The following is an 18,291-nucleotide window of genomic DNA, read 5'->3' on the forward strand; positions in this document are numbered from 1 at the left end:
GGACAAATCACAAAAGGCAATTATGCGACTGGATATGTTAATTACGGCAGACCTTGGTCTAATCAAGGCTTATAAAGTTATTAGGGATGAATTAACAGGCAACTGCCATGCTCAGTTGATTGATGATCAAATTTTAGAGATGGGCAGGAAACGGCTGAAAGATATAGATACCGACAAACAGGGTGAATTTGCTGTTGTTAGTTATCCATTAACCGGCGAGCGATCCGTTGGAGAACGGCATAACGAAAAACTAGAAATTCGGAGGAAATTGATTTGTGAGATAGCAAAGATTATCAATCAACTCATAAAAAAATACAATCCTATGGCTTGGGCTTTATCAGCAAGTTCAGATATTCTTCCAAGAATCCTAGAAAGGGTCGATCAAACTGCCAAAAAAAATCTGGTTAAGACGATTCCTGCTGATCTTACTAAAATTGATAAAGCAGAAATATTAGAACGATTTGACATAAAATAGTTGATCTTTAGAAGGTGAGTGGAAATATGTCCATCTTTTTAGGGCATGGGAAGAAAGCGCCTATATCGCCTGCCTGAGGTTTTCTGGTTTTGAACCTTGCATAAGGAGTAATCAACAGTTAATGGTCTTGCGATGCCAATCTAGTTCTAAATAGGGATGGCGGACCTATATTCGCCGAAGGAGTTTGGCGCGCTGATTGGTCGGAGCGTTAACAGGCGATAGCGAAAGCCGGCGGTAAGGGAAGGCGCCTTCCAAACGGACTTGGGCAAACCGGCGGTACTACACGCACCAGTCCAATCTGAGGGTGATCGGACAAAAGGTAAGGAGAGCGTCGCACAATCGCCTTCGCTATCCAACAGGAGAAGGACTAGTCTATTATTCTGACCTGGATCGTTTCGCGAAAAGCCTCTCACGATCGCAAAGAGCGTGATTGGATAGAATCGTATGGATACAAAAACCTAAGCGGGTTGCCGGTAAGAATGTGGAAGCTAGCCCTCAAAGATGGCTAGGAAGCGATCAAGCAGTAGGTGGTAGCCTCTTCTGAGAAGATCAGTTCAAAGATCCGGCGCTGTTAGGCATAGACAGAAGAAGCAAAGCGATCGGCTTTTTGGATATTCCACTCCTTGCAGTGGCTTGTTGCTGTGTTAGAAAAAAGAGAGTCGTCCGCTTCTACATTTCACATCACAAAAGAGAGGCAAGCTGCCATCCTTTTTAGGTTGTGAAAGGACTTGTAAAAGGAAATTTGTATGCCGCCAAGAGGGAAGAAAGTGCACTCGATTCTATTCGATGAATCTATATTTCGGAGTTTGAAGAGAAGGGAAAGCAGTATATCCCTCTCATGAGTCTTAAAGGTGGGAAAAGGATTGTCATTCCACTATCAGGCAATCTGAAGATTCGGGGAACGATTTGGATTGTTTTAAAGGGAAAGGAGGCGGTCATGGCCTACGAAGCGCCACGAAAAGTTCCGAAGCGGTTAGGAGGAGAAGCGGTCGGGATAGAGGCTAGACTTTCTGAAGTTTTCACAGACGACCACGGAAAGAAATAGGGAAGAGGGTTTAGGGAGTTGCTTGCTAAACTAGCGAAGCAGTATAAGGAAAAAGGGAAGAAACGGCATCATCTTCAGCCGATTGGTAAGAATACAGGGAAGACAGCGAAAGACAGACGCATCCGCAAGTACAACCTGGGGGATAAAAAGCGACTGCCTTGTGTGCCCAAGTGGCAGGCGGATATAGAGAGAGAGGGGTAAATACAAGCCTAAGCGCTCTTCTGACATTACAAGACTCTTCAGTACTTGTTTCTTGAGGGTCTACCTATATATGGGAACATTCCAACTAAAGAGCATTCCAGGCGCATCCTATCAATGAGCGGCATGCTTTAAAGAGCGAATCGAATTTCTGGCGCCTGCGAGAGGTTCTCGTCGAAAGAATGTTAATCCAACCTATAGTTCTCTGGCCATATCCCCAGTGTGGGTATGTCTATCCAACGAACTGCATGGGGGAGAGGTTTCTATACCGACATGGAGATATATGAGCTATACGGACAGAGTTGGCTGATGCAGCTACAGGGAAAAGATAGGAGACCAGAAGATATGCCTGTGGACGCCGCGGGACCAGCTGCATGCAATCCTTCCTGTGAGGATTTCCCACAGAAGCAGGATACTGCCCCATTGAAATCCCGATGAGGGGGACTGTTTTGGAGCAGACGGTTCCAGGCACTGAGGAGGTTTTTTTGATGGTCAGGATGATACGCTACTTCTATCCCGCTCACCCGGAGAACGACACGGTCTTGGTAATCCCTGGTCGTCTCGGCACAAAACCAAGGCGAAAAGAACGAACTTGTATAAGGCTAAGTAAATCCAGAGTATATTTTTAGGAACAGTCATAGAAATTTAGACTATAGGCACAGGATGCTGTTTCTGACAAACCAAGATAATTATTCTTCAATGAAAGAAATGGCATGCGAGCTACCAATCCTTGTAGCTCCTGCTTTTATTAATTCGATGGCAAAGCTTTTTGAACGGATGCCTCCAGAAGCCTTTATTCCTATTGAACTTGGTAAAAAGGACTTAAGAAAGCGAATGTCCTCAATTTCTACTCCCCTAGGTCCATATCCTGTAGAAGTTTTAATAAATTTGGCGCCTCCTTCAATAGCGGCAAGAGCAGCCTGCTCAATTTCGGATCTATGAAAGCAGCCTACTTCAATGATAGCCTTTACGAGTTTTTCTCCAGCTATGTTGCATACGGCTTTTACTTCATTTTCGATGATATGCCATTGTTTGAGATGGACAGCCCAAAGGGGAATAACTAGATCTAATTCATTGGCACCATCCTTAACAGCTTCAGAGGCTTCAATGCATTTAACAGCTAGCTTATTTGCTCCAAAGGGAAAGCCTATAACGGTAGCGGTCTTTATGGAACTTTCTTGTAATAGTTCTGCTGCCAATGAAACCCAGCAAGGTTGAACACAAACTGCTTGGAATCCATATTTTTTAGCGTCTGTACATAACTGGATGATTTCATGATCTAAGGCGTCAGGTCGGAGTAGAGTGGAATCGATAAAATTGGAAATCCCCTTCATAAAAGAAGCTTAGAGTTCAAGAATGTCTGTGTATTTTTGTCTCTTTTCCACATTTTCTAAATAATCGAAGAATTCTTCGGGAGTTTCAAATAGGTGGCCTTTTTCGATATACGAATCAGTAGTAAAAGGGGAAAAACCTTTGGGAAAGATCATATAACGGGTTTTCATATAATCTCTAGCATGTCCTAGTTCATCCATCATTCCAGCAGAAAGCGGGGGCCTTTCCGGATAAGGATGAATGGCAATAACCGCATCGACTTTACCGACGTACCAATGCAGGTCCCGGTGCACGGTATAGGCATAAATTACCTCTCTATCAAGAGGAGAATCAAATTCTTGAGATATTTCCACCGTTTGTGGATCAATGACAACAGCATAGGACCGAAGTTTACGAATGATTTCATTCACAATTTTTCTCATTTCTTCAGTGGCATGTGTCATAGAATAGCTAGCGTATACTACCCAGGGCTTAGGATAGACGACCAGTTTATAAAGGCTATCTGGAGATTCATTGACCGAGATCACATAATGAGGAATATTCATGTATCTTGCCCAGTCTTCAGAAAGGGAAACCTCTTCATTCATCCAAGATAAAATTTCATAAATAGTATGCTGTCTTGCTTTTAGCGCTTTGAGAAAGGGATCTGGAGAGTCAATGGATTCAAGCTCCTTTTTAATTACCCACTCAGCTTCGATCAATGTTACAATGACATCAGGTCCAATAAAATCTCTTAAAATTCTTTGATCTTTGAACTTTCGATTGATCCTATTCCATTCAATAGTTGCAGGTAATCGGATAATGACATCCTTATAGTTATTTTTCTGAATGTCGAATCCGATTTTTTCATACTCTCTCTCTCGAGTCAGTTCGAAGACATAATCGGTAGTACCTAAGAGCCGTTCAAGGGGTTTTTTCCCTCCTTTGGTAAATTCATGTATGGCGTTATAAACATGGATTTCTTTTCCATTAAGCTTTGCAAGCTTAACGACTTTTTGAATAAAGGCACGATCATTCATGCCAGCAATCATTCCGGTTACTAATGCTTTCAACTTGCCCCTACCCTTGCTAATTTATAAAAGCCAATAACCTATGCATCTAGGTTTATTGAGATAAAAAAAGGATATCAAAATATTTTTGGTTTGAAAAGTCTTCCGAGGGTTTTGAACAATGGATCTCTATTTCTGTCAGGATTATGCCCAAGGATATCTGGATGTAGCCGAATCGCATCATTGTATTCATGTAAAGCGTCATAAAATTGGAGATGTAATCGAAGTCTTTGACGGCAACGGTGGCAGCTGGGAGGCGCAAATTAAAAAGATTGAAAACAAGAAGGTTTTTTTAACTTTGTTAAGGGAACGTCCCCCACTTTTTGTTCCCAAAGGACCTCGATTGATTTTGATCCAATCGATTCTTAAAAATAAAGCCATGCAGTTTCTCCTTCAGAAGGTAACGGAAGTAGGGGTTGATCAAATTATCCCGACTGTATCGGAGCGAACCCAGTTTTCTAAAGAAGAAAGAAAGCAAGCCAAGGAAAGAAAATGGAAAGATATTCTTTTGGCAGCTGTTAAACAAAGCCACCAGAAGAAGTTACCTGAACTGTCTGCAATGACTACTTTTACTGACGTTTTGAAAAAGGAGTTTTCTTTCTCATTAAAGCTAATGGCTTACCTCGGTCCAGAGGCCAAACCATTAAAAGAAATACTCAAAAGTCATGCACAAGAAAAATTATCTTCTGTGATCATTCTTGTTGGACCGGAAGGAGATTTTACAGAAAAAGAAAAAGCATCTGCTTTAAGCCATGGTTTTATTCCCATTAATCTTGGAAATCAGATTCTCCGTTCTGAAACAGCTGCCCTCTTTCTATTATCTATTCTAAATTACGAGCTTAGATTATAGAAGAGAAAAAGATTGTTTTGGTTTGTAAAGTCGTTCTATCAATAGTGGATTATGTGGAAGAAAATTCTCGTCACTGGAGGAGCCGGATTTATTGGTTCAAATCTTGTTCATGAAATACAGCGGAGGTTTCCAAAAAGCGATCTTATCGTTATTGATGACTTTTCAAGTGGTTCTTTCAAAAACATGCTCAGCAGCCATTGCGATGTTATAACTGAAGATCTTTATGGCTTTCAGTGGGAAAATTATTTTTCTAAAAATGAAATTCCCCTTGTATTTCATTTAGCCTCTCTTACTGACACAACAGTGGTAGACGAACGCAGGCAGATGCAAAATAATGTAGAAGCCTTTCGCAAGCTTCTTCGCTTTTTTTCTGGGACCTCCACTAGAATCATTTATGCTTCTTCAGCAGCCGTCTATGGAATAGCATCAGGCAGAAACAGTATTCATGATCAACCCCATCCGGCGAATCCTTATGGCTTTTCAAAGTTGCAGATGGAACATTTGGCAGCAGCTTATTCCAAGGAGAATCCTCAAGCCCGAATTACTGGACTTCGATATTTTAACGTGTATGGTCCAAGGGAGACACACAAGGGAAAAGCCTCGAGCATGATATTACAGATTGCAAAACAGATTAAGGAAGGAAAAGCTCCAAGACTTTTTTCCTTTGGAGAGCAGAAAAGAGATTTTGTTTATGTGGCTGATGTTGTCAACGCAACTATTCTAACTGCTATAAAAGATTGCCCGGTAGCTGTGTTGAATGTAGGGAGTGGATGTGCCAAATCATTTAATGAGGTCATTCAAATCTTAAATCAAATATTGAAAACGGAAGCCAAAGCTGAATATTTCCCATGTCCTTATCCTTTTTATCAAGTACATACGGAAGCAGATCTATTAGAGACCCAATATCACCTCGGATATATTCCAGAATATTCTCTTGAACGGGGAATAGAAGCATATTTCCAATCAGGATGGCTCTTTTGAATCCATTGTTGATGATTTTTGAGGGATCTCTCTTGATTTTAGGTCCGTTCTTTTACAATTTGAAATAGTATGTCATTCGTTTTTCCAGATCCTCAAGAAATGCAAAAGCGGCTTCAAGATTTCGTTAAATCATTTGGGAGTCCTAATCCAATGCCTTCCGAAACGGATAAAGAGGATCGAAGGGAAAAGTTCAAAGAGAAGATATTGCAGTTTCAGTTTACTCCCAAGGAGATCAAATCCTATCTTGATCGTTTCGTGATTAAACAGGAAGAAGCCAAAAAGGTTTTATCGGTTGCTGTATGCGATCATTATAATCAGGTAAAAGAAGCGTTAATGGGGAGAGGGCCGGTCCATTATGTTAAACAAAACATTCTTCTTGTTGGTCCTAGTGGAGTAGGTAAAACCTATCTGGTTCGTTGCCTTGCAGATTGTATTGGAGTTCCAATGGTGAAGGCAGATGCGACTAAGTTTTCTGAGACTGGTTATGTTGGAGCAGATGTGGAAGATCTTGTTAGAGAGCTTATTCAGCAAGCCGAAGGTGATACCGAAATTGCTCAATATGGGATCGTTTACCTTGATGAAGTAGACAAACTGGCTTCTTCCAATATGATTGGCAGGGATGTTAGCGGGAGAGGAGTGCAATCTAACTTGTTGAAGTTGCTTGAAGAAACGGACGTACCAGTGAAAGCTGCCTATGATGTTTTGGGGCAAATGCAGTCCATTTTCGATTTTCAAAGAGGGCTTCGGTCCTTACGGAAGACCATTAATACTCGCTATATCCTTTTTATTTTAAGTGGAGCGTTTGAAAAGCTCTCCGAAATAGTTCAAAGAAGAATTCGAAGATCGCATCTAGGTTTTCAGCCTCATGGACCAGAAAAGGTTGTTGCCGATCTTATTAGTGAAGCCACGACTGCTGATTTCGTTGAATATGGTCTTGAACCGGAGTTTATAGGGAGACTGCCCGTACGAGTCTTCTGTCAATCCTTGGATGCTGAAGATCTCTTCCATGTTCTGCGAGATTCTGAAGGATCTATTCTGAAGCAGTATAAGAGCTCGTTTGCAGCTTATGGTATAGAGTTGAAATTTACAGAAGAAGCACTACGGCTAATTGCTGAAAAAGCGATTGAAGAGGGGACAGGAGCCAGAGGCCTGATGACTATTTGTGAAAAAATTTTGCGGCCTTTCCGATTTGAGCTTCCGGGAACTGGAATTAAGGAGATTGAAATAGATCCTCCAACGGTTGAGGATCCTGAAGAGAAGGTTTTAAAGATTTTAAAAGAAATGGATGAAGCTAAAAAGACCAAGGAGAAGGAGGAAATTGAACAATTCCTACATGAATTTTATAAGTCGAATGAGATCCGTATTATTTTTCAAAATGAGGCTATCGAAGCTCTGAAACAAGAAGCGCAGGAAAGAGGAATATCTGTTTTGGATCTGTGCAAAGAGAAATTTAAAAATTATGCTCTTGGCCTGAAACTGGTGAAAAAAAATAATGGACAGAGTGTGTTTACTATTTCTAAGGAAGATCTTCTCCATCCAGACGAAACTTTGAATAATTGGATAGCAGCCTCTTACAAATCAAATTTTCTCCAATCAACTGAAAGCGATTCCTGTTCCTAAAAACATACACGGGACATGCTTACGCCTAACCTAAGTTCGTCCTTTTCTCCTTGGCTTTGGACCGGGATGTCACGGGATTGTCAAGAACGTTTCATTCTCCAGGGGAGCGGGATAGAATTAGCGTGTTATCTTAACAATCAAAGAGGACACTTCCCAGCTGCCCAGAGTTGTCTTACTCGGTACAGTCCCCCTCATCGGGATTCCCATCGGACGGTAGCTCGCTATTACAGGTAACCTCTACAAAAACATCGCATATAGCCGAGGCAGCGGCATCTACGAAAGAATCTCCCGATTTCCAATCTTTTTTTGAGGTTGTATACCGCCCACCCTATCCACATAGCTCACATACTTGTAATGTCGGCATGCCAACTTATCCCCTATGCGGTTCTTGGAATGGACATATACCCGCACCAAGGACAAAGCCCAAGAGCTATAGGCCAGGTTGACCTCCTCTCTGGCCGAGAACCTCCCCCCAGGCGCTAGAAATCGATTCGATCCTGAAGCGCACTGGTTCGCATCTGGGGGATGCGCCTGGAAAGCTCTTTGCTTGGCGATTTCCCATAAATGTGTAAATCCTCTAAAGACAATCATAGATGGGCTTCGGAGCTTGAGAAGTTTGCGCAGGCTTGTAGAGTCACCCTGCTTTCTATCTCTGCTGGCACTTTATGGAGTCTCTCTGCTAGCTTTTCCCTTCCTAAATTATTCTTGCCAACGCCCCTTGCTTTTGCTTTGTCTTTTGTCTTCTTACATATGACTGAAGCTTCTGTCGTTTCCTTCCTTTCTCTGTATACTGCTTAGATAACTTAGCTAATACCTTACCAACCCCTTTCCCATACTTCTTCCCTTTGTCATCGGTGAACGCTTCTGAAAGTCCCATATCGATCCCAACTATTTCCCCATCTAACCGCTTCGGAACTTTTAGGGGTGCTACGTAGGAAATGACCGCCTTCTTTTCCTTTAAAACAAGATAAATCATTCCCCGAATCTTCAACTTCCCGGCTAGGGGAATGACTATCCTTTTCCCACCTTTAAGAGTCATGAGAGAGATATACTGCTTTCCCTTCTCTTCAAACTCCGAAATATAGATTCATCGAATAGAATCGAGTGCACTTTCTTCTCTCTTGGCGGCATACAAATTTCCTTTTACAAGTCCTTTCACAACCTAAAAAGGATGGCAGCTTGCCTCTCTTTTGTGATGTGAAATGTAGAAGCGGACGACTCTCTTTTTTCTAACACAGCAACAAGCCACTGCAAGGAGTGGAATATCCAAAAAGCCGATCGCTTTGCTTCTTCTGTCTATGCCTAACAGCGCCGGATCTTTGAACTGATCTTCTCAGAAGAGGCTACCACCTACTGCTTGATCGCTTCCTAGCCATCTTTGAGGGCTAGCTTCCACATTCTTACCGGCAACCCGCTTAGGTTTTTGTATCCATACGATTCTATCCAATCACGCTCTTTGCGATCGTGAGAGGCTTTTCGCGAAACGATCCAGGTCAGAATAATAGACTAGTCCTTCTCCTGTTGGATAGCGAAGGCGATTGTGCGATGCTCTCGTTGTCTTTTGGCCAATCCTCCGCAGGTGGTCCTAATGGGTGTAGTATCGCCGATTTGCCTAAGTCCGTTTGGAAGGCGCCTTCCCTTACCGCCGGCTTTCGCTATCGCCTGTTAACGCTCCGACCAATCAGCGCGCCAAACTTCTTCGGCGAATAGATGTTCGTCATACATACTTTTAACTATTTTGGCATCGCAACGTCGATAACTATTCTTTACTCTTTCTTAGGTTAGAAAAGCGATTGATGTTGAATAGCCGTGAAGAAAATTCATTCCCCAGGAAGGCCCTATTTCGCCGTTGGCAAAAAATCCTGCTTGAGGAATACCTGGAAAATAGTCTTGCACACTTTTAGCGTCCACATTGGCAGATGGCCCAAAGAGGTTTTTACCTCTTCCAGTACAAATCGCTTGTAAAACAGCATAAGGAGCAACTTTCCTAGAAGCTACTTTTAGTTTTTCTTCTTCAAGCACTTTTTGAAGGGAAAGAGTAGCGGAGGCGGGGTCCCTTAATTGGTATTGAACGGTCTGGCCAATTCTCGCTAATGCCCCAATAGCTATAGCCCCAGTAGAAGGATCAGCGCCCAAAATGTTACGAATGATGAAATCACCTTGCTTGAATTCCTCAAGGTATTCTGAAACAGCTAGCCCGATAAACAGATGTCCTTGAACAGCAAGCCGTTCTTTTTCTGATAAAGAATCGAAAGCCTTAGCCAAAGCCTGATAAGCAGTTTTTCGACCTAGGGTATAGAGAATGTTTTGTTCGGCGTTGGTGATCATATAAGGCTCACCAATAGGCCGACAGGCTTGAGAAACGATTACATCAAGTTGAATATCACCAGCAAGCGGAACAAGGAGACATCCAGAAATAGGCTTGCGATTGTAGTAGATACAAGGCTCATTTTCTTTTCCATTGGGAATTCCACCCCAAGCTGGAATATTGGGGTAAGCTTGATTTAAATATTTAAGAAATCTTTCGATTGGGAAGTTTGGTTCGCTGAAGACGGCAAAACCTTTGATTTGAGAGGGGTCAAAAGAAACGATAGATTTCCAGTTATCAACAATCTCTAGAGAATCAATCAGTTGGGTATCGATTGGAATTCCTTGAACTTTTAAAGCTTCGTGATGAAGAAGCATCAATGAAAAAGAAGCCTGCCCTTCGTTTTCTATCCCTTGGCCCACAATACCAGAGCTGGCAATAAGAATGAGTTCTTTTAGATGACCATAAATAGTCAATATATCTGAAAGTTCTTCGAAGCAATTCAGATCGGATTTTGTATAGCCGGCCCAGGCAAAAGAGAGCCCAATAGATGGTTCTACTGCTAATTCTGATCGAAGATGAGAGACCAGTTGAATGATTCTCTTTTCTTCGAGGGGCCCATTATATGTACTACTTACTGCATGCATTGGCACTCTCTCTAATGTATCATTAGCTTTTCTAATCTCTTGTCAATGATCATCAATGGAAAAATCATCTTTCCAACATTTTGATGCAAGCTTAAAACTTTCTGGAGTTAAGCTATAATTGAGATGGCCTACAGGTAAAATATAAAGATGCTTTGCCTCCCATTTTTCCTGAATCTTTTTTAGTATCCAAGGGGGACTGATTGGATCGAATTGACCGCCAACAATGAGTATATTATCTCCTCTGACTTTAGGGATAGAAAAACTAGGACAAGCAAGCCGGAGATGTGGTTCAGTTTCTGAATGCGAAATTCCAAGACGTTTTAATTTTCTTCTGATCTCTTTCCCAATTGGCGAGCCCCATATGACATGCTGAATATTAAGTAGCGGTTCCACCAATATCAGTTTGTGAAATGTCTTTTCAAGAGAAGCAGCTTGGGTAATTGTCCAACCTCCATAACTGATTCCCCAGGCGCCAATCATGGGAGATCCCATCAAATAAAGGCCTTTTGTAAAGATATAGAGGTCTATAACAGATTGTCTTAGGGTCTCCATGGTATGAATAATATTTGGTTGAACGCAGGAAGGACTAAACAAACTGAAGGAGGCGGGTTTTCTCTGAAAATGATAGGGCAGATGCATGATGACTCCATTCCATCCTTTGTTGTTAAGCCAGCGGACCCATTTTATATAGCCCTTTAAAGAAAGGGACAAGAGGCCATGAAGCAAGATCATTGTAGGAGCCTGATGCCACCCTTTTTTGGAAGGGAAAAGTTCGAAAGTAGCATAATTGGAGAAAGAGTGAGGGCTTCGGACGAAGCTTGGAAAAGTTAATTGATCCTGTCGATGAATGGCATTGGCGATATAAGAAGTGATTTTATTTTCGTATCGAGAGTCAGGATTATAGTATTCTTTAAAAGAAGCTTCCCTCCAACTATCAATGTAAGAGCAAAGTTGAGATGGAAAATTAGGAGGAAGTCCATAGGGCTTCTGAAGTAAGTTAAAAATGCAAATGGAAATTCCATCAACAAGATGTGAGAGAAAACTTTTCAATTCTTGGTTTATTGTTAATATGGAAATGAAACTTGTAGCAGATACCAGAAAATTTTGATTGGCTCAAGGATTTTAACGATAAAATTTTTTTATTTTACGGATACAAAAAATAATGTTCAAATCTCCTTAAGGAGGGATTTATGTTAACAGAGACTTTTTCTGAAAAATCGCAATCGACTTTATATACTCTTTTACCAAAGGTTCAGAATTTTTTGAAGATGCCCAAGAAGCTTTTTATTGGGGGTAAATGGGTGGATGCGGTTTCTGGCAAAACCTTCCCGACCTACGATCCGGCAACTGGAGAAATCTTGGCACACGTGGCCGAAGCAGATAAGGAGGATGTGGACAAGGCAGTGAAGGCTGCTAGAGAGGCTTTTGAAAAGGGACCGTGGGCTAAGATGACCCCTTCGGACAGAGGGAAATTGATATGGAAGCTGGCAGATTTGATCGAGGAAAATCTTGAAGAATTAGCCCAAATAGAGTCGCTTGACAACGGGAAACCGATGGCTGTTGCTAAAGTTGCAGATCTCCCATTATCTATCGATCTATTCCGTTATATGGCTGGATGGGCTACAAAAATAGAAGGTAACACCATCCCCTTTTCGTTGGCTAAGCCAGAAACATTTGTTTCTTATACAATAAGAGAGCCTATTGGAGTGGTTGGCCAGATTATTCCATGGAACTTTCCCTTATTAATGGCTGCCTGGAAATTAGGACCAGCGCTTGCGACAGGGTGTACAATCGTCCTGAAACCAGCTGAACAGACTCCTTTATCTGCTTTGTGGTTAGGAGAACTGATTCAACAGGCAGGTTTCCCTGATGGTGTCGTCAATATTTTGCCCGGTTTTGGAGAAACGGCGGGAGCGGCGATAGCTAGTCATATGGACATCGATAAAGTTGCTTTTACCGGTTCTACAGAAGTGGGTAAAATCATTGTGAAGGCAGCAGCTTCCAATTTGAAAAAGGTTAGCTTGGAGCTAGGTGGGAAATCCCCTAACATTGTTTTTTCTGATGCGGATTTATCTACTGCTATCCCTGGAGCGGCGTCTGCTATCTTTTTCAACCATGGACAGTGCTGTTGCGCAGGAAGCAGACTGTATGTAGAGAAAAAAGTGTTTGATAAGGTGGTCGAAGGAGTGAGCGAGGAGGCAAAGAAAATCCGCCTAGGTCCTGGATTGGATCCAGCAACTCAAATGGGGCCGCTTGTCTCGCAAGAACAATTTGATAGAGTATCCTCCTATATTCGGTCTGGGATTAGTGAAGGAGGCAGAGTGATCACTGGAGGCAATCGATACGGGGAGCGGGGATATTTTATTCAACCGACGATCTTTAGTGGCGTTCATTCTGACATGAAAATTGTGAATGAAGAGATATTCGGGCCTGTGGTCTGTGCGATGCCCTTTGAAGGTGTCGATGAGATAGCTCCAGTCGCTAATCAGACAATCTATGGCTTGGCTGCTGGCATATGGACAAATGATATTTCAAAAGCCCATCGGCTTGCCTCTAAACTGAAGGCAGGTACGGTATGGATCAACTGTTATAATGTGTTTGATGCCGCCTTGCCTTTTGGTGGTTATAAACAATCTGGATGGGGTAGAGAGATGGGGCATGCAGTGCTTGAAAATTATCTAGAGACAAAGTCAGTTTGTATCCAGATTTGAATCTACCATTTCATCATGCGGAATGGGAATATTTTCCCATTCCGCATGAAAAAAACTCTTTAAAAAGAACTCTTTAAAAAGAAACAATGAACTACTCCATCCAAGCCTGAGGGCTCTGGGATGGAGTTTCGCGCTTCCCTGCGGGCAGTTTCACCGGAGTATGCTCGGCTCGCGGACTTCCAGCCCGCAGCGAGGTTCCATCCGGCCAGAGCTTCCCGCTCCACGCATGGATCGGTTCCCGTCCATTCCTTTCCGCATACAACGACCTTCGGCCCCGGAAAGGCGAAGCCGTGGTCCTTCTCCCATTTCGCCAAGCCCCAGTCGAGAAGCCCGAGCGCCGAGTTCTCGTCCCGATGGCAGGACGCTCCGCATGCGCACCCATGCCACCGGTCGCCGAGGGTCTTTTTCACGACGCCGCCGCATCGGTGGCATCTCTGGCTTGGCTTCAACGTCCTCGCCTGTGCTTCCAGGTATCCGATACCAGCCTCTTCCGCTTTGTATCCGACCATCGCCCCGAAAGCTCCGAACGATGCGTCCAATATCTCTCGATTCAGCCCGGCTTTTTGCCGCACACGTTTCCCGGGATTTTCCCGGCTGCCCCGGGCCGAAGCCGTCATCCTTTTCGGCTCCAGCTCCTCCGTGATCAACAGTCCGCTGCGTCTCACCATCGCGGCGCTCTGCTTGTGCAGGAAATCCTTCCTGACGTTCGCCACCTTGGCGTGCATCCGGGCGAGCAGCTCGTACTGCTTGCGCAACCTCTTGGAAATGCGAAATCCCTTCCGTTTCCCGTGCTTGCGGATCGCCGCCTCCATCTTGCGGGAGATCGTCCGTCCGAGCTTCCTGAGCTTCTTAAGCGCCTTGCGCAGATGGCGCGGATTGGCGACCTCGGAAACGTCCGGCTCGCTCTTTCCCGGCTCCAACCTGGCGCTGGTCAGGAACCGCTCCGTGCCCAGGTCGAAAGCCTCGGCTCCACAGCCATGCTCCCGCGCCGGCCGGCAGCGCATCGTGACCGACGCATGCCATCGGCCGCCGGAAAGAAAGATCTCGCATGTCCTGGGTTCCCTGGGAGTACGGGCCTTGCCCCGGATCGGGATCTCCCCGATGCCGGAGAGACGAAGCTTCAGGTGAGCGCTTCGCTCTCTGGCGAGCAGCCGCCAGTCTCCTTCGTGCTGCTTGAAGCCGAAACCGCTGAATCGCCCTGCCTGCTTGAAACGCGGGCATCCCGGCTTTTCGCCTTGCCGGACGCGGCGGAAGAACGCCTGAAAGGCGAGATCCAACCTCTTGAGCGTTACCTGGGCGGATTGAGCGTTGATCGAGGCGAGAAGCGCGCTGCGGGAACGGAGCTCGGTGAGCCATCGGCACTGCTCGACGAAACCGATGCGCCGCTTTTCCTCCTTCCACGCCCGCCTGCGCTCCTCCAAAGCTAGGTTCCAGAGGAAGCAATGGACCCAGCGCGTCCGGAAAAGCTCATCCCGGACGGTCTTGGATGGATAGAGCCGGTAGGTGACCTTGCGCTCGACCGGGCCCAGAACGGGAAGACCAGCGGGTGATGCGATCATCATGAGGCGACGCTGGACAGTGGCCAGCAATATGGTCTATCATTTAGTGTAATGACAGGTCAAGTGCGTTTGCACCTTCTGCATCACTGCGTTTACGCGCTGCACTACCATTTAGTTCTTGTCACAAAATACCGCCGCAAGGCGCTCACCCGCCCCATGCTTGACCGGTGCGTGCTATTGCGGAAATGAGCTGGGAGGGATGGGGCGGACAGCTGCTTGAGTGCAACGGAGAATCTGACCACGTTCACTTGCTGGTTGCGTTGCCACCAAATCTTGGACTCAGCCGCTTCCTGAACAATCTCAAGACAACTTCTTCCAGGCTTCTCCGCAGAGAGTTTGCCACAACGGTCGCCCGTTTCTATCGTAAGGCAGTTCTTTGGAGCCGTTCCTACTGCGTTATCACGTGCGGGGGCGCCCCATTAACCGTCCCCAAACAGTACATCGAACGGCAAGAAACGCCGGAATAGGGCGGCCTTCACCACCAGCCAAGCCCAAGGCTCTGGCTGGAGCACTGGCCGCCAGAGAGGGTAGTTTTTCAAATATCATCCGCCGGCGGAGGCTTCGTCTATACCTTTGAGAATTTCGGAGAGGGTTTGGACTGAAAGCTCTTCGGTAAAAAAAGAGCTTTCTAAGACAAGGGTATTAGCTCCTGCAATCACTGTTGAAGGAATAGTTTGAGCGGATAATCCGCCTTCTACTTGTATTTCAAAATTGAGATTGTTCTTTTCGCGAAATTCCTTGGCTTTTCTTATTTTAGAGAGCTTTTCTGGCTGAAATGGGTGTATTTTAGGCGGAAAATTACTTATAAGAAAGAGAATGGCTTGGAGCTGAGGGAGATACTTGATGCTCTTTTCAAAAAGAGTCAGTGGATTGAGTGCTAGACCACAACGGCAACCAAGACCTCGAATTAAATTAATCGTTTTTTGTATATCATGGTGAGACTCCAGGTGGACAATGAGGAGATCAGCACCAGCTTCAATAAAATCTCTTGCAAAACGATCCGGTTGTTGAATAAGGAGATGAACTTCAATTGGCAAATCTGTCATTGATCGCAAAGCAGCAATAAAATCTGGACCTATAGAAAGATTAGGGACAAAATGACCATCCATTACATCCACATGAATCGAATTACATCTCATGATTTCGGCTTTTTGTATCTCCTTGGGTAGTTGAAAAGGATTTATTCCGATATTGATTGAGAGACGAATTGGTTGCAGCATAATTTTTTTACTTAAGTTTTGTTATTGGTTACGTTCAATCAGCTCTATTTCATAACCATCTGGATGGTCAATAAACGCAAATTTTGTACCATTAGAGGTAACAGTTGGACCATCGGAAAACTGGTATCCTAATTTTGAACAATGCTCTCTAAATTGTTCTAGATTTTTAACCTCAAATGCTAGATGCATCAAATCTGGGGGAACATTGACTTTTCCACTTCCAGGATAATAACAAAGTTCGATCTCCTCGTCACTTCCGGGAAGTTTTAAAAAGGCTAAAATAGATCCCCTTGGAGATTGCGTCTTTCTGACTACTTCCATTCCCAGTACAGTAGTAAAAAACTTGATTGACTCTTCGATATTGTTTACCCTCAAGCGAGTATGGAGAAGTTTGGATGCTTTCATAACTATCTGGCCAATGAACTACAATGTTGCCTATTGTAGTTAAAGAGAGGGATAATAGTCACCCACTCAATAGTTTTAAGGGACAACTCAAAGTCTCTCTAATCAGTCCACATTCAGCTGTGATTGTTTCCTTTGCTAGCTGGATTTATAATGAAACAATACAGCCTTTTTCTTAATAAATAGCCTCTATTTTTTAAGAGATAAAGACAAAAAATTTTTGGGAAAAAATATTTTTTTGTCTTAAATGTTTTAAAACAAACCATTAGAAGAAGTTTTTCGTAGAGGTTTAAATATACAGGATATCATCCTTGCTTTTGATTTCTTTGCAGAAACAAGAAACCCAAAAAGCAGCCGTTTCCAAATCCTTTAAATGGAAAGCTTCTGTTGGGCTATGCATATATCTATTAGGAATTCCGATTACACAGCTAGGAATGCCTCCTTTTTGAATAAATAAAGCGTCTGCATCCGTTCCTGAGCGTCTAGGATCGATGCTATGCTGATGAGTTATACCCAATTGATGGGCCAGTTTATCTAAAGTCTTAACTACTCCTGGATGATTGATGCTCCCATGGCTTAATATGGGACCTTTTCCGAGTCGAATATCGCCGAATTTCTTTTTGTCGACAATCGGAATATCAGTGGCATGGCCTACATCAAAGACAATGGCAATATCGGGATGGACTGAATAACCGATCATACTTGCCCCGTAGAGTCCATTTTCTTCTTGTATTGTCGAAGCTGCTATGATACAAGGACCAGAAACTTTCTCTTCGTAACAGAGCCTTAAGACTTCTGCGGCAGCAAAAGCCCCGACTTTGTCGTCACATCCTCTTGCTATCCAAATATCGTTGAGGAGAGGGAAAAAACTGCTATCATAAAGGGCCCAATCTCCAATCTGTACATACTGCAGAGCTTCATCTTTGCTGGATGCTCCAATATCAATAAAAAGTTCACTCCATTTGGGAGGTTTTTCTTGCGTTTCTTTTTCTTGCATATGAATGGCAAGCGTCCCGATTACCCCAGGGATAGAGTTGCCCTCATGATAAATGTTTACTTTCCTCCCTTTAGCAAGTTTGGGATCTGGCCCTCCAACTGGAGCAAAGTAGAGAAACCCGGAGTCATCGATATATTGGATTTGAAAGGCAATTTCATCAATGTGTCCATTAACTAAAATCTTAGGGTTGCCTTCTGGATTTAAATAGGCCACAGCATTCCCATAGGCATCTTTATCTAATCGATGGGCATACCTCTTTACATAGTCAATCCATATTTGTTGAGCTGGACTTTCCCAACCGGATGGGCTGGGACTTTTTAAAAGGGCACAGAGAAAATCAAAGGATTCTTTTTTCATAAGTTTTTCTTTGGTTATAAAGTTGAAAGAATGATTTCTATTCCTAAAAACATATTCTTACCTTCTTACGATTTACCCGAGTACGTTCTTTTTGCTGCTTCCGGTTGAGCATTAGGCTTTCTGCTCGGGATCGTTTGTCGCCTTGTCTTATCTGGATTCACCAGCTTTCTCCATAGCCTCTCGTCTTTTTTTTTATATTGGCACAAACCGAAAAGAGGGCGTAGGAAAGCAGGGAAGGATCGAAAGGAACTTCTTGGCATCTCTTCCTGCGCAAGAGAGGGATTTGCCCATTCATGACGGGGATTTTGGTTTCATAGGATTAGCAAAACTTCTAGGGGCCATCCGAAGGCGAACCGGACTAGCCAGTCCTGTGGACGACCATGAGGCTCGGAGATCTTGCCCCATTCCCTCATATCCATCAGAGGTGAGGAAATTCTTTCTCTAGTAGTTTAGTTCGCTGCTTTCAATCCTACAGCCGTTCCTCCACCGTCTTGCCTTGGGTCAGGTAAAACCTTTCCAGCGCTGCTCCTGCTGCTCCTT

Annotated in this window: 18 protein-coding genes and 1 pseudogene; 8 read left to right on the top strand and 11 right to left on the bottom strand. The window is 43.9% G+C overall.

Going from position 1 to position 18,291, the window contains the following annotated elements; all coding sequences use genetic code 11:
* Positions 1–22 precede the first annotated feature (22 nt).
* From QOL44_RS02595 to QOL44_RS02605, 3 genes are all read left to right on the top strand, one after another.
* Entirely contained in the window at positions 23–475 is a 453-nt protein-coding gene (locus tag QOL44_RS02595) for a host attachment protein (protein WP_009061190.1), read from the top strand.
* Positions 476–1,313: 838 nt separating this feature from the next.
* A complete protein-coding gene (locus QOL44_RS02600) occupies positions 1,314–1,520 on the top strand; it encodes a hypothetical protein (protein ID WP_009061185.1) in 207 nt (68 codons plus the stop codon).
* 18 nt (positions 1,521–1,538) lie between these two features.
* Entirely contained in the window at positions 1,539–1,721 is a 183-nt protein-coding gene (locus QOL44_RS02605) for a hypothetical protein (protein WP_009061184.1), read from the top strand.
* A 686-nt stretch (positions 1,722–2,407) separates the two neighbouring features.
* Here the strand turns inward: QOL44_RS02605 and deoC are convergent.
* On the bottom strand, positions 2,408–3,052 hold the full coding sequence (deoC, locus tag QOL44_RS02610) for a deoxyribose-phosphate aldolase (RefSeq protein ID WP_009061183.1): 645 nt from the start codon (positions 3,050–3,052) through the stop codon (positions 2,408–2,410).
* Between the two features lie 9 nt (positions 3,053–3,061).
* On the bottom strand, positions 3,062–4,102 hold the full coding sequence (locus QOL44_RS02615; protein WP_009061182.1) for a hypothetical protein: 1,041 nt from the start codon (positions 4,100–4,102) through the stop codon (positions 3,062–3,064).
* Positions 4,103–4,220: 118 nt separating this feature from the next.
* Here QOL44_RS02615 and QOL44_RS02620 point away from each other — a divergent pair, with 118 nt between their 5' ends.
* The 3 genes from QOL44_RS02620 to QOL44_RS02630 all read left to right on the top strand — a co-directional run bounded on the left by QOL44_RS02620 (position 4,221) and on the right by QOL44_RS02630 (position 7,550).
* Positions 4,221–4,949, top strand: a complete 729-nt coding sequence (locus QOL44_RS02620; RefSeq protein ID WP_009061181.1) for an RsmE family RNA methyltransferase — start codon at positions 4,221–4,223, stop codon at positions 4,947–4,949.
* 51 nt (positions 4,950–5,000) lie between these two features.
* A complete protein-coding gene (gene rfaD, locus QOL44_RS02625) occupies positions 5,001–5,930 on the top strand; it encodes an ADP-glyceromanno-heptose 6-epimerase (protein WP_009061180.1) in 930 nt (309 codons plus the stop codon).
* A 69-nt stretch (positions 5,931–5,999) separates the two neighbouring features.
* Positions 6,000–7,550: an AAA family ATPase gene (locus tag QOL44_RS02630; RefSeq protein ID WP_009061179.1), complete on the top strand. Its 1,551-nt coding sequence runs from the start codon at positions 6,000–6,002 to the stop codon at positions 7,548–7,550.
* Between the two features lie 273 nt (positions 7,551–7,823).
* Here the strand turns inward: QOL44_RS02630 and QOL44_RS02635 are convergent, their stop codons facing one another.
* The 4 genes from QOL44_RS02635 to QOL44_RS02650 form a co-directional block, all read right to left on the bottom strand.
* Positions 7,824–8,141, bottom strand: coding sequence for a hypothetical protein (locus QOL44_RS02635; RefSeq protein WP_045086717.1), 318 nt, complete (start codon positions 8,139–8,141; stop codon positions 7,824–7,826).
* A gap of 103 nt (positions 8,142–8,244) precedes the next feature.
* Positions 8,245–8,589 (bottom strand): hypothetical protein, encoded by a 345-nt coding sequence (locus QOL44_RS02640; protein WP_045086716.1) that lies wholly within the window; start codon positions 8,587–8,589, stop codon positions 8,245–8,247.
* A 737-nt stretch (positions 8,590–9,326) separates the two neighbouring features.
* On the bottom strand, positions 9,327–10,505 hold the full coding sequence (locus tag QOL44_RS02645; RefSeq protein ID WP_009061170.1) for an FIST signal transduction protein: 1,179 nt from the start codon (positions 10,503–10,505) through the stop codon (positions 9,327–9,329).
* A 42-nt stretch (positions 10,506–10,547) separates the two neighbouring features.
* Positions 10,548–11,555, bottom strand: a complete 1,008-nt coding sequence (locus tag QOL44_RS02650; protein WP_009061168.1) for an alpha/beta fold hydrolase — start codon at positions 11,553–11,555, stop codon at positions 10,548–10,550.
* Positions 11,556–11,695: 140 nt separating this feature from the next.
* Between QOL44_RS02650 and QOL44_RS02655 the strand changes: the two genes are divergently transcribed.
* Positions 11,696–13,216, top strand: a complete 1,521-nt coding sequence (locus tag QOL44_RS02655; RefSeq protein WP_009061166.1) for an aldehyde dehydrogenase family protein — start codon at positions 11,696–11,698, stop codon at positions 13,214–13,216.
* A gap of 59 nt (positions 13,217–13,275) precedes the next feature.
* Here QOL44_RS02655 and QOL44_RS02660 read toward each other — a convergent pair whose 3' ends face one another.
* On the bottom strand, positions 13,276–14,778 hold the full coding sequence (locus QOL44_RS02660; protein ID WP_079199624.1) for an RNA-guided endonuclease InsQ/TnpB family protein: 1,503 nt from the start codon (positions 14,776–14,778) through the stop codon (positions 13,276–13,278).
* A gap of 48 nt (positions 14,779–14,826) precedes the next feature.
* Here QOL44_RS02660 and tnpA point away from each other — a divergent pair.
* A pseudogene (gene tnpA, locus QOL44_RS02665) lies at positions 14,827–15,242 on the top strand (IS200/IS605 family transposase).
* A gap of 75 nt (positions 15,243–15,317) precedes the next feature.
* Here the strand turns inward: tnpA and QOL44_RS02670 are convergent.
* The 4 genes from QOL44_RS02670 to QOL44_RS02685 all read right to left on the bottom strand — a co-directional run bounded on the left by QOL44_RS02670 (position 15,318) and on the right by QOL44_RS02685 (position 18,046).
* On the bottom strand, positions 15,318–15,995 hold the full coding sequence (locus QOL44_RS02670; RefSeq protein ID WP_009061159.1) for a ribulose-phosphate 3-epimerase: 678 nt from the start codon (positions 15,993–15,995) through the stop codon (positions 15,318–15,320).
* 21 nt (positions 15,996–16,016) lie between these two features.
* Positions 16,017–16,400: a VOC family protein gene (locus QOL44_RS02675; RefSeq protein ID WP_009061158.1), complete on the bottom strand. Its 384-nt coding sequence runs from the start codon at positions 16,398–16,400 to the stop codon at positions 16,017–16,019.
* A 286-nt stretch (positions 16,401–16,686) separates the two neighbouring features.
* Positions 16,687–17,751, bottom strand: coding sequence for a M20/M25/M40 family metallo-hydrolase (locus tag QOL44_RS02680; protein ID WP_009061154.1), 1,065 nt, complete (start codon positions 17,749–17,751; stop codon positions 16,687–16,689).
* A gap of 157 nt (positions 17,752–17,908) precedes the next feature.
* Positions 17,909–18,046 carry a hypothetical protein gene (locus QOL44_RS02685; RefSeq protein ID WP_166791625.1) on the bottom strand — a complete coding sequence of 46 codons (138 nt, stop codon included), beginning with the start codon at positions 18,044–18,046 and terminating at the stop codon, positions 17,909–17,911.
* Positions 18,047–18,291 lie beyond the last annotated feature (245 nt).

The sequence above is a fragment of the Candidatus Methylacidiphilum fumarolicum genome (assembly GCF_949774925.1).
Lineage (GTDB): Bacteria > Verrucomicrobiota > Verrucomicrobiia > Methylacidiphilales > Methylacidiphilaceae > Methylacidiphilum > Methylacidiphilum fumarolicum.

Coding starts and splice junctions, on each gene's coding strand:
- rfaD (WP_009061180.1), top strand. CDS start 5,001: ATGTGGAAGAAAATTCTCGTCACTGGAGGAGCCGGATTTATTGGTTCA.
- QOL44_RS02595 (WP_009061190.1), top strand. CDS start 23: ATGCGACTGGATATGTTAATTACGGCAGACCTTGGTCTAATCAAGGCT.
- QOL44_RS02640 (WP_045086716.1), bottom strand. CDS start 8,589: ATGACTCTTAAAGGTGGGAAAAGGATAGTCATTCCCCTAGCCGGGAAG.
- QOL44_RS02660 (WP_079199624.1), bottom strand. CDS start 14,778: ATGATGATCGCATCACCCGCTGGTCTTCCCGTTCTGGGCCCGGTCGAG.
- QOL44_RS02635 (WP_045086717.1), bottom strand. CDS start 8,141: ATGATTGTCTTTAGAGGATTTACACATTTATGGGAAATCGCCAAGCAA.
- QOL44_RS02630 (WP_009061179.1), top strand. CDS start 6,000: ATGTCATTCGTTTTTCCAGATCCTCAAGAAATGCAAAAGCGGCTTCAA.
- QOL44_RS02685 (WP_166791625.1), bottom strand. CDS start 18,046: ATGAATGGGCAAATCCCTCTCTTGCGCAGGAAGAGATGCCAAGAAGTT.
- QOL44_RS02600 (WP_009061185.1), top strand. CDS start 1,314: ATGAGTCTTAAAGGTGGGAAAAGGATTGTCATTCCACTATCAGGCAAT.
- deoC (WP_009061183.1), bottom strand. CDS start 3,052: ATGAAGGGGATTTCCAATTTTATCGATTCCACTCTACTCCGACCTGAC.
- QOL44_RS02655 (WP_009061166.1), top strand. CDS start 11,696: ATGTTAACAGAGACTTTTTCTGAAAAATCGCAATCGACTTTATATACT.
- QOL44_RS02675 (WP_009061158.1), bottom strand. CDS start 16,400: ATGAAAGCATCCAAACTTCTCCATACTCGCTTGAGGGTAAACAATATC.
- QOL44_RS02645 (WP_009061170.1), bottom strand. CDS start 10,505: ATGCATGCAGTAAGTAGTACATATAATGGGCCCCTCGAAGAAAAGAGA.
- QOL44_RS02680 (WP_009061154.1), bottom strand. CDS start 17,751: ATGAAAAAAGAATCCTTTGATTTTCTCTGTGCCCTTTTAAAAAGTCCC.
- QOL44_RS02670 (WP_009061159.1), bottom strand. CDS start 15,995: ATGCTGCAACCAATTCGTCTCTCAATCAATATCGGAATAAATCCTTTT.
- QOL44_RS02620 (WP_009061181.1), top strand. CDS start 4,221: ATGGATCTCTATTTCTGTCAGGATTATGCCCAAGGATATCTGGATGTA.